Source organism: Candidatus Eisenbacteria bacterium, from assembly GCA_020847735.1.
Classification (GTDB): Bacteria; Eisenbacteria; RBG-16-71-46; order RBG-16-71-46; family RBG-16-71-46; genus CAIXRL01.
Genome location: JADLBL010000020.1, coordinates 148,695 through 162,472, shown reverse-complemented (window position 1 = coordinate 162,472; position 13,778 = coordinate 148,695). Strand labels below are relative to the sequence as shown.

Here is a 13,778-nt window from a genome sequence, read left to right as displayed (position 1 = left end):
GACTACTGAAGCACCATCATCTTGCCGGCCAGCGTTCCCTGCTTCGCGCCGGTCCGGGCGTCCTGCATCGTCAGGCGGTACAGGTAAACGCCGGAGCGGGTCGCGAACGACGGCACCGCCGCCTGGCGGGAGCCGGCCGCCTGCACGCCGAGGTCGCGCGAAGCGACCACGCGGCCCTGCAGGTCGAAGACCTCGAGGCTCACGCGCGCCGCCGCGGGCAGCGAGTAACGCACCGTGGTTCCGCGCCGGAACGGGTTCGGGAAGGCGCCCGCGAGCTCCAGCCGCGAGGGCACCTCGTCGCCGACGCCCGTCGTGACGTACTGGTTCGGATCCATGAAGGCGACGCACGGACCGTCGAGGTACTCACGCTCGCGGAAGAACCACGTGCGCGTGCCGTAGCTGTCCGTGATCGGGCTGTAGGAATCGCCGTCGTAGTAGGTGATCCCGAAGTACAGCGCCCGATCGCCGAGATCGGCCGGGTAGCCGAGCGCCGTCAGGTCGATCGAGAGTTCGGCCGTGTAGCCCGCGTCGGTGTCCACGCCGAGCGTGTCCACCGTCGTGCCGGGCTTGAGCTGGAGCGCCACCTGCACGGCATTCAGGCTGTCCTGCAGGTACGGCAGGTCGAACACGCGGACCATGGAGCCGCCGGGCCCGACGCGGAACCCGCAGGCCCAGCTCTTCAGGTTGTTGTCGCTGAAACGCCGGACGCGGTCGTTGATGCTGACGTTGAACCCGTCCCAGCGATCCTCGGCCAGGACGTCCTGGACGACCTGGTCGTTCACGTCGAACGACAGGTAGAGCTTCGTGCCCTTGAAGAAGTACTTCACGGTCGCGTCGCCGGGGTCGGCGACGAACGCGGCACCGCCGTTGCCGTTGACCTCGGCCTGATACTGGCCCGAACGCCACGGTCCCGTTCCCGGGTAGGAGTCCAGCAGGGCGAGGTCGTCGTAGCGGATCGCGAGGCTCGGCGCGTTGATCCACGCGGCGTCGCCCAGCGTGCCGTCGATGGCCGGCTCGGCGATCAGGTTGCCGAGGTTTCGGACGATCAGGTCGGGACCGGCCGCCGGCACGGGGCCGGAGGCGATGGTCACGTCGGGGCGGCAGTGGATCTTGACGTCGCCGTACCAGTACGCGTTGCCCCACGGGCCCTGGATCCACGAGCGGTTGACCGCGAAGCGGAAGAAGTTCGCGAGCGGCCAGTACCAGTCGCAGTCGTACACCGAGGCGTTCCACTCGACCACGTCGCCCTCGGGGCGGGTGATGTCGTAGCCGTTCAGCGGCATGTCGCAGCGCATCTCGACCGTGTAGCCGGCGTCGGCGGTCGTGTCGCTGTTGACCTTGCCGAGCCAGGTCACGCGCGCGTCCCACGCCTGCAGCTGCGTCGGCGTGGGAGGCGTGTCGGGGGTGCGCCACGCGCCGTACATCGTCGGGGCATGGTCCACGGCGCTCGGGTTCGGGTCGCCGGTGTCGTTCGCCCACCACGAGATGAATTGCTCGCCCGGCGTGGCGGGACGCGAGCCGTTCGCGTGGTTCTTGATGGACATGAGCAGTCCGTCGAAGCGGTTGAAGAGGTTCGAGCCGCCGATCGAGCTGTCACGCACCGTCGCGCACATCCACAGCTGGTCCCCGACCGTCAGGAAGCGGAACACCGCGTAGGTCCGGTCCGTGGCCGGAAACCCGCCCTCGTCCTTCCAGCCGCTGCCCGGAATGCCGTTGTCGAGCGGATAGCGGACGAGCACGGACTCGGCCTGCGCCCACTCCGGCTCGTTCATGTAGCCGTCGAGCGTCAGCGTCGCGCCGTTCGTGCTGCGCGCCCACATCGAATCGTACCGCTGGAACTGTGCGTGGCTCGGCAGGACCGTCGCCAGAGCGGCGCCGGCCGTCAGCACCGCCACGAGTACCCCTCTCTTCATGGTCCTTACCTCCCTCCGGTGTAGGTGAAAGCGAATCGTGGGTTCGTAACCATCAGGCTGGAGCGCCGTCGCCGCCCGGCGCGCCGCGCCCTTCCCGCAACGAGGGTGACGCCGCGGGCCGCGGGCCATGACGCCGCCGGGCGGGAACTGCGGCGGCCGCCGGACGCCCCGCCCCGCAGGAAGCCCGCACGACCACGCGCGTGGGCAGCACCTCGTGAAGCACCTCGGCGGGCCGGCGCGCGCGCGCGAACGGCAGCAGCTTGAGCAGGGCGCGCGTTCCCAGCTCGCAGGCATCCACGTCCACGGTCGTCAGTGCCGGTGTCAGATAGCGGGCGATGGCGATGTCGTCGAAGCCGCACACGGCCAGTTCGCCCGGCACGTTCACGCCGGCTTCGCGCGCCGCGGCGAGCAGGCCGGCGGCCATGTAGTCGTTCGCCGCGAAGACCGCGGTCGGGCGCGTGTCGAGCGCGAACAGCCGCCCGGCCGCGGCGAAGCCGGCGGACTCGCTGAAATCGCCCTCCAGTTCCAGCTCGGGGGCCGCCTCGAGTCCGGCGTCGTGCAGGGCCTGCCGCCAGCCGCGGCGGCGCTCCTCGGCGTCGGAGTTCGAGACGGGGCCGCGCAGGATCGCGATCCGGCGGTGTCCGAGGCGCGCGAGGTGCGTGACCGCGGCGTGCGCGCCGTCGAAGTTCGCGACCGCGAGCGACGCGCACTCGAGCGCGATCGGTCCCGGGTTCAGCAGCACGACCGGGAAGCGCGTCGAAAAATCCTGGATCGCCTCGGTCGCGTCGGCGTCCGGCGCCATGACGATGAGCCCGTCAATGCGGCCTCGCAGCGCGCGCACGGCGCTGACGAGCGTCTCGGCGCTCGCGTGCGAGCTGGAGACGAGCACCTGGAACTTCTCTCGCCGCGCCGCCAGATCGATGCCGCGGATGACCTCGGAAAAGAACTCGCCGTACAGGTCGGGCAGCAGCACGCCGATCGCGCTCGTGCGATGGGTGATCAGACTGCGCGCGGCGCTGTTGGGCCAGTAGTCGAGCCGCGACGCGACCCCGCGCACGTGCTCGCAGGTGTCGGGGCGCACGAGCGACGACTGGTTGAAGACCCGGGAGACGGTCGCGATCGAGACTCCGGCTTCGCGCGCGACGTCACGAATGGTGGCCACGGAACTGCCCCCGCCAAGATGGGGTGGACCTGGGTTGTGATCGGGTGCGCTCGCGCGAGGGCCTGCCGGTGACGCGCGAACGATGAAAACGATTACATGGACCGCATGGCGTTGTAAAGCGCCACTTGCGCGGGCGGCCGAAATGGGGCGCGAACCCGACCCGTCGGCGTCCTCGCGGCGGCCTTCATCGCCCTGTGCCGGAAGTTCTTGGCCCGTCGCGCACGGGCAGCGCGCGAGCCCCATCCCCGGGCCCACCCTGGCCGACCGTTGGACGCTTCGCCGAGCCCCACCCTATCCTGCTGCGCGTGTCTGTAACCGTTTTCGCCTGACGCATCCCCTCAAACCGACTTCGATCGCCCCCAAGGACCGAGCCGAGTGCCGCCACCGAACGAGTTTCCCGAAGGTTTCCTGTGGGGAGCGGCGACGTCCGCGTACCAGATCGAAGGCTCGCCGCTGGCGGACGGCGCCGGCGCCAGCATCTGGCACCGCTTCACGCACCTGCCGGGCAGGACCGCGAACGGCGACACCGGCGACGTCGCGTGCGATCACTACCGGCGCTGGGAGTCCGACGTCGAGCTGATGCGCTCCCTGGGCCTGGCGGCGTACCGCTTCAGCATCTCGTGGTCGCGCGTGCTGCCGGAGGGCCGCGGGCGTGTGAACGCGAAGGGCCTGGATTTCTACTCCCGCCTCGTGGACCGCCTTCTCGAGCGCGGGATCCAGCCGAGCGTCACGCTCTACCACTGGGACCTGCCCGCCGCCCTCGACGATCTCGGCGGCTGGTTGTCGCCGGACTCGCCCGGGTGGTTCGCCGATTACGCGAAGGTGATCTTCGAAGCGCTCGGCGACCGCGTGCCGATGTGGGCGACCCTCAACGAACCGTGGGTGATCGTGGACGCGGGCTACCTGCACGGCGTCAACGCGCCGGGGCACGCCAGCGTCGCCGAGGCCCCGCGGGCCGCGCGCCACCTGCTGCTCGCGCACGGCGCCGCCGTGGCGACCTACCGCGCCGGCGGCTGGCCTCACCGGATCGGCCTCGTCGTCAACCTCGAACCCAAGGACCCGGCCTCCAACTCGGCGGAGGATCTGGCCGCCACCGCGCGCGCGCACGCCTACTTCAACGAACAGTTCCTGGATCCGGTCCTGCTCGGTCGGGACACTCCCGCGCTCGCCCCGATCTACGGAGAACACTGGCGGCCGTGGAGCGCCGAGGAACTCGCGCGCGTCTCGCGGCCGATCGACTTCGTGGGCGTGAACTGGTACACGCGCGCGCTCACGCGTCACGACCCCGCGCGCCCGCCCGTCTTCGACGCGCGCGTCGTTCCCGAAGGCGCCGTGCGCATGACCACCGGCTGGGAGTACCACCCGCAGAGCCTCGAGCGCACGCTGTTGTGGATTCGCGAGCGCTACGGAGACGTGCCCCTTTACGTCACCGAGAACGGCGGCGCGTTCCCCGACCCGACGGTCGCGCCCGCCGGCGGTGTGGACGACCCGCTGCGGGTCGAGAGCTTCCGCGGCCACCTGCGCGCGTGCCGCGCCGCCATCGCCCGGGGCGTGGACCTGCGCGGCTACTTCGCCTGGTCGCTCATGGACAACCTCGAGTGGAGCTCGGGATTCACGCAGCGATTCGGCATCGTGCACGTGAACTTCGCCACCCAGCAGCGCACCGTGAAGGCGAGCGGCGGGCTGTTCCGCGAGGTGATCCGCACGAACGGCGCGGTGATCGGGGACTGAGGCGCGGCGTCAGCGCCCCGCCGGCGCCTTCCGCCGGCGCGCCGCCGGGCCTTCCCACGTCACCTCGGCCGGCAGGGCGCGCACGGTGAGGACCGGCGCCAGCGTCACCGGCCGCGCCGAGCGGGTCGCCGAAGCGGTCGCGCTCCAGCCCCGCGGCAGCGGGGGCAGCGGCACCTGGAGCCCGCCCGGCGGCACGCGCAGGGCCGTCGCCTCGAGCGACAGCACCACGCGCTCGCGCCCGCGCCCCGCGGGCTCGCGGCGCAGGGAGTACGAGAGCGGTCCCCAGCGCGTGTTCAGCCCGCGTACGACCACGCCGGAGTCGGCGAGCCACTCGCTCGGCACGCCGGCGGCGATCACCAGCGAGGAGTCCCGCTCGCGCTCGTAGGCGAGCATCGTGATCACCGCGCGCGCGAAGTCCGTGCCGACCCACGTGTGCGGCATGTCGCCGATGAACTTCTCGCGCCGCTCGCCGTTCCACACGACCTCGGCCCAGTGTTCGAAACCCGGCGGGCGGCGGTCCCTCATGAACCACGCCAGCGCCGTCTGCGCGCGATCGCGCCAGCCGAGCCGCACGAACGCGCCGACGTTGCGCCACTCGTAGGGCGTGTAGGCGTCCCACGGCTCGCGGCCGAGCCGGCGGCGCTCGAAGTTCCCCCAGTAAATTTCGAACGTCCGGCGCAGCGCCGAATCGGGCAGGACGTCCTCGGCGTTGACGGGGTCGAGCGCGATCGAGGTGGAGGTGGCGTCGAAATCGCCCAGGTCGGCGCAGCCGGCGAGCCAGTCAATGCGCTTCTCGCGCATCGTCGCGCGGTACGAGGCGACGAGGTCCCGGGTGAACGTGTCGCGCGAGGCTTCGATCCGCGCGCGGTCCGGCAATCCCAGCTGCCCGGCGAGCCAGGCGGCGTCCTTGTAACCGCGCAGCGCGAACAGGTCGTCCCAGTAGGAGTGCATCGGCTTCGCGGAGTAGCCCTCATGGCTGATGGACGGCGGCAGCAGTCCGAAGAAGCGCGCGTTCTCGGGCGAGCGCCACTGCGGGCCGCGCCGCTGGGCGCGCAGGGTGTCCAGCCAGGCGACCGCCGCCGCGACGTGCGGCCACATGCGCCGCGCCAGATCGAGATCCCCGGTGAAGCGCGTGTACTCGGCGATCAGGTACACCAGCTCGCCGTGGCTGTCGTTCTCGGGAACCGGATCGGCGCCGCGCCGGTCGGCGCAGCAGGGCACCTTTCCGTTCGCGTACTGGAACGGCGCGAACCACTCGATGAACTCGCGCACGGCGCGGGTCTCGCCGAGGCGCAGCAGCGCCGACGAGGTCAGGCAGCCGTCGCGAATCCACGAGCGCTCGTACGAGCGCGACCCCGGCTGGATCGCGGGACCGTCGCGGTTGACGAGCACCCAGCCGAGCTGCGCCTTGAGGGCGTTCACGACCTCGAGCGCCGCGGGCACGCGGATCGTCACGCGGTCGAGCCGCGCGCGCCAGGCGGCTTCCGCCTGCCGCTGCGTGCGCGACGCCCAGGCCAGCGCTCCGGCGTCGTCGGCGAAGGCGCGCGGCGCGGGCGGACCGTGCAACGGCACGAGGATCGCCACTTCGCGCTCCTCCCCCGGCGCGAGCGACAAGGCGTACTCGAGCGCGCCCGAGGCGAGGGCGGTCGAATCGGTGACCGCGCTCCACGGCGGCAGCCGGCCCTCGCGCAGCCACTCCGAGATCTCGCCCGAGGCGAACGGCGTCGCTCCCCACGCCGTAGGCCGCACGAGCAGCGTCACTCCCCGATCGCCGTTGGCGAGCGCGACCGTCGAGTCGATCGCCAGCGAGCGCAGAGGCGCGAAACCGCCGACAGTGTTGAGGAACTGCGACGGCGGATTCACCTGCAGTGGCCGCAGCGCCAGCACCAGCGTCGCGTCCACGCGTTTCGTTCCCGTGTTGCGCAGACGGTAGCGGGCGACCAGCGAGGAGGATTCCGGCTCGCCGGTCGCGAACGCGGTCACGCCGAGCTCGAGGCCGCCGCCCGCGAGCTTCACCACGGGCATCGGCAGCCGGCCTTCGACGAGCGCGGGCGACGCGCTCAGGTCGGCCCAGGTCAGGAGCCGTCCACCGGTGCGCAGGAACGGCTCCACCGACCAGCCGCCCTTGCCGCTCTCGAGCCGGCCGTATTCGTCCACCAGCCCCTCGGCCGAGTCGAAGTCCTGGCCCACGACCGTCCAGTAGGCCATCTCCCCGCGCAGCGTCCGCGGCCAGCCGCCGCGCGGCGCATCGAGGGCCACGGCGCGCAGGAAATCGTTCGGTGTCGCGGACCACTCGAGCGGCTCGACCTGGACGTTCGCCAGGGACACTCCGCTCGAGCTCATCCGCCGCAGCATCCGCACGCGCAGGTAGCGGCCCTCGGCGCCGGGCAGGCTCACCCAGTCCCGGCCGCCGTTGCTGCCGCGCACCGTGCCGACGGTGCGCCACGCCCGGCCGTCCGCCGACATCTCGACGAGGTAGTCGAGCGCCTGCTCGTCGGGGAGCCAGTCCAGGACGAGTCCGCCGATCTCGCGCTGCGCGCCCAGGTCGAGCGCGAACCAGGGCGTCGGGTCGAAGTCCCCGCTCGCCCAGTAGGTGCGCGGGTCGCCGTCAATCGCGAACGAGGCCGGACGCCCGGCCAGCTCGCTCGAGGCGTGCGCGAGCAGCGCGTGCGCGGTCGTGTCCGGAGGGGGCAGCGGCTGCAGTTCGAGGTCGTCGAGCCACACCGAGCCCTTGCCGCCCGATCCGGCGGTGATGGCGAACTCGATCGCCGCGATGTGCCCCGGCTCGCCGCCGCCGAGCGGCCCCCAGGCGAACGACACCTCCCGGCGGCGGATCACCTGCTCGGACCAGTCGCGCGGGAACTCGAAGTCGCGCCGATTGCACCACCAGACGTTGTCACCGCCGGCGTCGATCAGCTTGAACTCGAGGTTGTTGGGCGGCCCGTCGCCCCGGACGCGGAAGGTGATCCGGTAGTTGGCGGGCAGGTCCAGCGCCAGCTTGCGGTGCGCGACGGCGTAGCCGCCGCCGCCGTGGAAGTCGAAATCGAGCCGCAGCGAACGCCCGTGAACGCCCGCGTCGGAGGCGAGCGCGAGCGAGACGCCGTCGGAGGGCGTGGCCGACCAGGGAGCCGTGCTCTCGAAGCCGTCGATCACGACGGGGCCCGGAGCGAGCGTCACCGCCGGGGTGGCGGGGCGCGCCGGTCGTGCGGGCGGCGACTGCGCGACGGCCACCCCCGGGAGGGCGAGCGCCAGCGCGCAGGCGGAGGCGAGGACCGGGCGGCGCACGCGGGTCATCCCTTCACGCTCCCCATCATCACGCCGCGAACGTACGAGCGCTGCATGACGAGGAACAGCGCCAGGACCGGCAGAACGGTCAGCACGGCGCCGGCCATCATCAGCTCGGTGTCCTGCACGTGTTCGCCCGAGAGGTTCGCGAGCGCCACCGGGAGCGTGTACTTCGCGTCGTCGCTGAGCACGATCAGCGGCCACATGAAGTCGTTCCAGGTCGAGAGGAAGGTGAAGGTCGCGAGCGTCACGAGGATCGGGGCGAGCACCGGCAGGACGATGGTGCGGAAGATCTCGAACTCCCCCGCGCCGTCGAGCCGCGCCGCGTCCAGCAGGTCGTCGGGAATCGCCAGCGCGAACTGCCGGATCATGAAGATGCCGAAGATGCTCGCCAGCGCCGGGATCATCACCCCGGGGAGCGTGTTGACGAGGCCGAGCCCCTTGACCATCAGGAACAGCGGCATCATTCCGACCTGGGCCGGAATGACGAGCGCGGCCATGAGCACCTGGAAGAGCCGCTCGCGCCCGGCGAAGCGCAGCTTCGCGAACGCGTAGCCCGCCATGGCGTTGATGACCAGCGAGGCGAGCGTCGCGCCCACGGTGACGACCATGCTGTTGCCGAAGGTGCGCGCCAGGTTCAACCGCGTGAACAGGTCCCGGTAGTGCTCGAAGGTGACGCGGGGCGGCAGGAACGGCGGCGGCACCGTGTTCGCGGCGCCGGTGGGCATGAGCGAGGCCGACACCATCCACAGCAGCGGCGTCAGCGTGAGCACGGCGCCCGCGATCAGGGCGACGTGCAGCAGCAGCGACGGTCCGAGCCGCCTCACCGCCTCCCTCCCTGCAGCTTCATCTGCACGGCGGTCGCGGCGAGCGTCACCAGGAACAGCACGAACGCCATCGAGGTCGCGAGCCCCATGCGCCACCAGCGGAATCCCTGCTCGTACATGAGCAGCACGACCGTGACCGTCGAGCGCAGCGGCCCGCCCTGCGTCATCACGTACGGCTCGGCGAAGATCTGGAACTGCCCGATCATCGTCATCACGCCCACGAACAGGAAGGTCGGGCCCAGGGCCGGCAGCGTGACGTGCCAGAACCGCGCGCGCGCTCCGGCGCCGTCCAGCTCCGCGGCCTCGTGCAGCTCCTCGGGGATCGCCTGCAGGCCGGCGATGAAGATGAGCATGTTGTAGCCGAAGTTCTTCCACACGGCGAGCAGGATGATCGCCGGCATCGCCCAGTGCGGGTCCCCGAGCCAGTCCACGGCCGGCAGGCCGAGGCCGCCGAGCCCGGCGTTGATCAGCCCGTAGCGCGGCTGCAGCAGGTAGCGCCAGACGATCGCGACCGCGACCATGGTGGTGACGACCGGCAGGAAGTAGACGGTGCGGAAGAAGCCCTTCGCCCGCGCGAGCTTCGCGTTCACGAGCAGCGCGGCGACCAGCGAGGTCAGCACCGACAGCGGCCCGCCGACGCCGACGAAGAAGGCGGTGTTGCGCATCGCGCGCCAGAACTCGCCATCGGTCAGCACCTGCCGGTAGTTGCCGAGGCCCACGAACCGGATCGTGTCGGGCGAGCCGATCGCGTAGAGGTCGAAGTCGGTGAAGCTCATCAGCAACCCGGCGACGATCGGAACGAAGAAGAAGACGGCGAGCAGCGTCAGCGCCGGGGCGAGAAAGCCCCACGCCGCCCGCGCCTGCACGCGCTCGCCCGTGAGGCTCACGGCCGGCCTCCCGGCGTGCGTCCGCGCGCGCGCAGCCAGCGGCGCTTCTCGAGCATGCGATCCACCTCGGCCGACAGGGACGCCAGCGCCTGGTCGGGTGGAACGGTTCCGCGCACCGCCCGTTCGACCCAGTCCTGAAGCCGGATCATGATCTGCTCGATCTCCGGCACCTTCGGCAGCGCGACCACGCGTTGCAGCTGAACGCCGAACGCCCGGGTGTTGGGGTCCTGGTCGAGAGCCGGGTCGCGCCAGGCTTCGACCCGCGCCGGCAGGTCGCCGGTCAGCCGCCAGAATTCCAGCTGGACCTGCGGGCGCGACAGGTACTCGATGAGCGCCCAGGCCTCGCGCGGATGCTTCGAGTCGCGAAACAGCACCAGGCTCGAACCGCCGGCGAGCGAGACTCCCGAGGCGGCGCCGGTCGGACCCGGCATGGGCGCCGTCGCCCAGCGGTCCTGCTCCTGGGGCGGCAGGCGGCGGCGGAACTCGCCCAGGTTCCAGGGACCGGTGATCCACATCGTCACGTAGCCGCGCGAGAACTCCTGGTAGACGTTGGCGATCTCGTTGCCGGTGACCGGCGGCGCGAGGCCTTCACGAAACAGGCTCAGGTAGAAATCGAAGCCGGCGCGGAACGCGCTGTCCTGGAACGCCGACCGCGTCGCGCCGTCCTTGAGCAGCGGCGAACCGGCCTGCAGACCGAAGATCACCGGCGGATTCCATTCGTTGAGCGGCAGGAAGATGGCGTAGCGGTCCGCGCCGACCTCGCGCTGGACCGCGCGCATCGCCTCCCGCCAGCCCTGCCAGGTGGCGGGGATCGAATCCCAGCCCGCGCGCTCGAGCAGGTCCCGCCGATAGAAGAGCAGTCGCGTGTCCACGTACCAGGGCACGCCGTACGCGAGCCCGTCGATCACGTTCGTGTCCCAGATGCCGGGGAAGTACGCGCTGCTGTCGAAGGCGGCGCTCGCCAGGTGCGACTCGAGCGGCCGGATCGCCTTGAGCGCCGCGAACTCGGGGACCCACGTGTTGCCGAGCTGGCTGACGTCCGGCGTCGAGCGGCCGACGTAGGCGGTCAGCAGCTTCTCGTGCGCGGCGCTCCACGGGATCTGCTGGACGATCACGCGCACGTCCGGATGTTCGCGCTCGAATCCGCCGATCAACTGCGCGACGACCTCGCCCTCGCGCCCCATGCCCCAGAAACGCAGCGTCGTGCGGGAATCGCGCCGGGCGCAACCGGAGGACAGCGGAAGCGCCGCCAGCACGGCGGCCGCCACCGCGATCGCGACCGTCCGCCGCGACATCGCCGCGCGCCGCGGCCGGCTCATGGCCTCGCCGGCGCGGGCGCGTCCAGCCAGCCGCCGCGAAAACCCGCGGCCGCGAGTCCGCGCCGAAGGTACGGGTTGCGCCGCATCGTTTCCCACACGAGGCCGCTGCGCTGATTCTCGAGCATGACCAGGATCGGGCCCTGGTCGATGCCGAGCCAGTCGGTGTCGAACCAGCCTAGCCGCGGGTGGAGGCGCCCGTGGTGGACCTCGACCGGGACCGTCAGCGTCGGATTGAACGCGTCGAGGAAGCCGTAGCGCCCCCAGATCGCGTCGCCGTAGCGGCGCTTCATCTCGGTGAGCGCGGCGAGCGAGAGTTGCGGCGTGAATGCGACGGAGCCGCCGGCGGCCGTCGGAGCGATCGTGCCGTCGTCCACGATGTCGAGCAGCGAGGCGCCGCGGGCCGCGTAAGTGCGGAACGCGCGCCGGCGGCCGGCGATCGTGAGCGTGTCGTCGAGCGGTCCGTCGCAGGCCGAGAGGCCCCAGATCTCGGGCCCGTAGCCGGCGAATCCACCCGGGTTGCGGATCGCGTAGGCGCGCTGCGAGAGCGTCGCGCGCCGCGAGTTCTCGAAGTAGTCGAGGCCGTGCGAACGCATGAACGCGTCGCGGATGCCGCGAAAGTCGATCCAGCAGTGCGAGTACTGGTGGCCGAACATCGGCGAGAAGTTGACGTGCTTCTGGCCCTCGAACTCGCCCCAGCGGTAGTGGCGCGTGTAACCCGCCCAGGCTTCCGCCCCCACCGGGTGCGTCGGCGATCCGAGCGCGAGCACGTAGAGCAGCATCGCCTCGTTGTAGCCGCCCCAGTCGTAGGGCAGGAATCCCTCCTCCGGCGACCAGCCGTGGGAAACGAGCGGCGGGCGCACCCGCAGCCACGTCCAGTCCACGCGCCGGTAGAGCGAGTCGGCGAGTGTCCGGATCTCGCGCTCGTCGGGAGTCCCGCCGGCGAAATACTCGCCGGCGAACAGCACGCCGGCCATGAGCAGCGCCGTGTCCACGGACGACAGTTCGACCTTCTCGAAGCGCGCGCCGTCCTCGGGCCGCAGGAAGTGATAGTAAAAGCCCCGGTAGCCGGTCGCGCCGGAAGCCGCGCTGTCCTGGCGTGCCGTCCACAGGAAGCGCAGCGTCGCCAGCGTCCGCGCGGCCGCGGCTTCACGAGTCACCCAGCCGCGCTCGCCGCCGATCGGGTAGGCGGTGAGCGCGAACCCCATGGCCGCGACGCTCGCGAACGACTTCGTCGGCCAGCGGTCGGGTGTGAGCCCCGTGATCGAGTCCGATCGTTCCCAGAAGAAATCGAACGCCCGGCGCTCGACGGTGTCGGCGAACGCGTGCGCTTCGGGGCTCAGCGCGGCGGCGCCCCGCACCTGCGCGGCGCCGCGTCCGGCGCCGCACGACGCCAGGCACGCGATCAGCGCGGTCGCGAGGGCGACGGGGAGAACGCCCGGGCGCCCGGGACGGCGAGGCTTCGGGGCAGGGGGCACGGGTTCTCCGATCGGGCGCGGCCGGTCAGCCCGCGGTGCGGGCCAGCGCGCGCACGCGACGCTGGAACGCCGTCTCGGGATCGCGCCGCGAAGGCGGCGCGCCGCACGAGCGCCGGATGGCCAGCGTGGTGGGCAGCACCTCGTGCTGTCGAACGCCCGTGACGGGCGAGCGTCTGGCGCGCAGCAGCAGCTCGACCGCGCGCTCGCCGAGCAGCGAGGGGTTGACGCGCACCGAAGTGAGCGGCGGGGACGTGTAGCGCGCGATCGCGATGTCGTCGAACCCCGCCACCGCGATCTCGTCGGGAACGGCGATGCGCGCCTCGGCGAGGCCGGCCAGCACGCCGATCGCCATGGGGTCGTTCGCGACGAACACCGCCGTCGGCCGGGGCTCGAGCCGCGCCAGCGTCAGGCCGGCCTCCCAGCCGGAAGGCTCGGTGAAGTCGCCGCGCAGCTCGAGGCGCGGATCGGGTTCGATCCCCGCCTCGATCAGCGCCTGGTGGTAGCCCTGCAGGCGCTGCTCGCCGTCGAGGTTTCGCGCCGGCCCGCGCACGAGCGCGATGCGCCGGTGGCCAAGGCCGATCAGGTGCTTCACCATCTCGCGCGCGCCGTCGGCGTTCGCGACCGAGAGGGTGTCGCACTCCTCGACCTCCTGGCCCGGGTTGATGAGCACCACCGGGCAGTGGTGCGAGAAGCCGCGAATCGCGCCGGGCGCGTCCACGTCGGGCGCCATGACCATGACCCCGTCAATGCGGCCGCTCATCGAGCGCAGGGCCTCGGCGAGCGTCTCGCTGTCGGCGTGCGAACTCGAGACGAGGACGTGAAAGCCCTGGCGGCGTGCGGCGAGATCCACGCCGCGGATCACCTCGGAGAAGAACGCGCCGTGCATGTCCGGCAGCAGGACGCCGAGCGCGTGCGTTCGGTTCGTGATCAGGCTGCGCGCGACCCCGTTCGGCCAGTAGTTGAGTCGGGCCGCGACCTCGCGAACCTGTCGGCCCGTGCGCTCGCTGACGAGCGAGCTGTCGTTGAATACGCGCGAGACGGTGGCGATCGAAACCCCCGCCTCGCGTGCGACGTCCCGGATGGTGGCCATGGCCCCCCGACTTGCTGCGCGCGTGCCGCGTGCGCCGGTGACCGCAACAGGTCACCTGCATCGCCGTACTGGGTGTAACCGTTTACAGC

The 13,778-nt window shown here is 71.6% G+C and carries 9 protein-coding genes; 1 reads left to right on the top strand and 8 read right to left on the bottom strand.

The genetic code is table 11. From position 1 onward, the window contains the following. Positions 1–2: 2 nt before the first annotated feature. Together IT347_09480 and IT347_09475 are read right to left on the bottom strand one after the other, a co-directional pair. Positions 3–1,913, bottom strand: a complete 1,911-nt coding sequence (locus tag IT347_09480; protein ID MCC6349805.1) for a T9SS type A sorting domain-containing protein — start codon at positions 1,911–1,913, stop codon at positions 3–5. A gap of 52 nt (positions 1,914–1,965) precedes the next feature. Continuing rightward, on the bottom strand, positions 1,966–3,075 hold the full coding sequence (locus IT347_09475; protein MCC6349804.1) for a LacI family DNA-binding transcriptional regulator: 1,110 nt from the start codon (positions 3,073–3,075) through the stop codon (positions 1,966–1,968). 375 nt (positions 3,076–3,450) lie between these two features. Between IT347_09475 and IT347_09470 the strand changes: the two genes are divergently transcribed. Then, positions 3,451–4,806, top strand: a complete 1,356-nt coding sequence (locus IT347_09470; protein MCC6349803.1) for a beta-glucosidase — start codon at positions 3,451–3,453, stop codon at positions 4,804–4,806. Positions 4,807–4,815: 9 nt separating this feature from the next. Here the strand turns inward: IT347_09470 and IT347_09465 are convergent, their stop codons facing one another. From IT347_09465 to IT347_09440, 6 genes are all read right to left on the bottom strand, one after another. Further along, positions 4,816–8,100, bottom strand: a complete 3,285-nt coding sequence (locus IT347_09465) for a discoidin domain-containing protein (protein MCC6349802.1) — start codon at positions 8,098–8,100, stop codon at positions 4,816–4,818. Next, entirely contained in the window at positions 8,097–8,837 is a 741-nt protein-coding gene (locus IT347_09460) for a carbohydrate ABC transporter permease (GenBank protein ID MCC6349801.1), read from the bottom strand. The genes IT347_09465 and IT347_09460 overlap by 4 nt, the downstream gene beginning before the upstream one ends. Before the next feature lie 77 nt (positions 8,838–8,914). Beyond that, positions 8,915–9,784, bottom strand: coding sequence for a sugar ABC transporter permease (locus IT347_09455; GenBank protein ID MCC6349800.1), 870 nt, complete (start codon positions 9,782–9,784; stop codon positions 8,915–8,917). A 17-nt stretch (positions 9,785–9,801) separates the two neighbouring features. Continuing rightward, entirely contained in the window at positions 9,802–11,100 is a 1,299-nt protein-coding gene (locus IT347_09450; GenBank protein MCC6349799.1) for a sugar ABC transporter substrate-binding protein, read from the bottom strand. A 20-nt stretch (positions 11,101–11,120) separates the two neighbouring features. Next, on the bottom strand, positions 11,121–12,530 hold the full coding sequence (locus IT347_09445; GenBank protein MCC6349798.1) for a Tat pathway signal protein: 1,410 nt from the start codon (positions 12,528–12,530) through the stop codon (positions 11,121–11,123). Between the two features lie 94 nt (positions 12,531–12,624). Then, a complete protein-coding gene (locus IT347_09440) occupies positions 12,625–13,689 on the bottom strand; it encodes a LacI family DNA-binding transcriptional regulator (protein ID MCC6349797.1) in 1,065 nt (354 codons plus the stop codon). Positions 13,690–13,778 lie beyond the last annotated feature (89 nt).

What these genes read in the sequence shown, in the direction of transcription:
- IT347_09480 (MCC6349805.1), bottom strand. Translation starts at nt 1,913, where the DNA reads ATGAAGAGAGGGGTACTCGTGGCGGTGCTGACGGCCGGCGCCGCTCTG.
- IT347_09465 (MCC6349802.1), bottom strand. Translation starts at nt 8,100, where the DNA reads ATGACCCGCGTGCGCCGCCCGGTCCTCGCCTCCGCCTGCGCGCTGGCG.
- IT347_09460 (MCC6349801.1), bottom strand. Translation starts at nt 8,837, where the DNA reads ATGGTGTCGGCCTCGCTCATGCCCACCGGCGCCGCGAACACGGTGCCG.
- IT347_09450 (MCC6349799.1), bottom strand. Translation starts at nt 11,100, where the DNA reads ATGTCGCGGCGGACGGTCGCGATCGCGGTGGCGGCCGCCGTGCTGGCG.
- IT347_09440 (MCC6349797.1), bottom strand. Translation starts at nt 13,689, where the DNA reads ATGGCCACCATCCGGGACGTCGCACGCGAGGCGGGGGTTTCGATCGCC.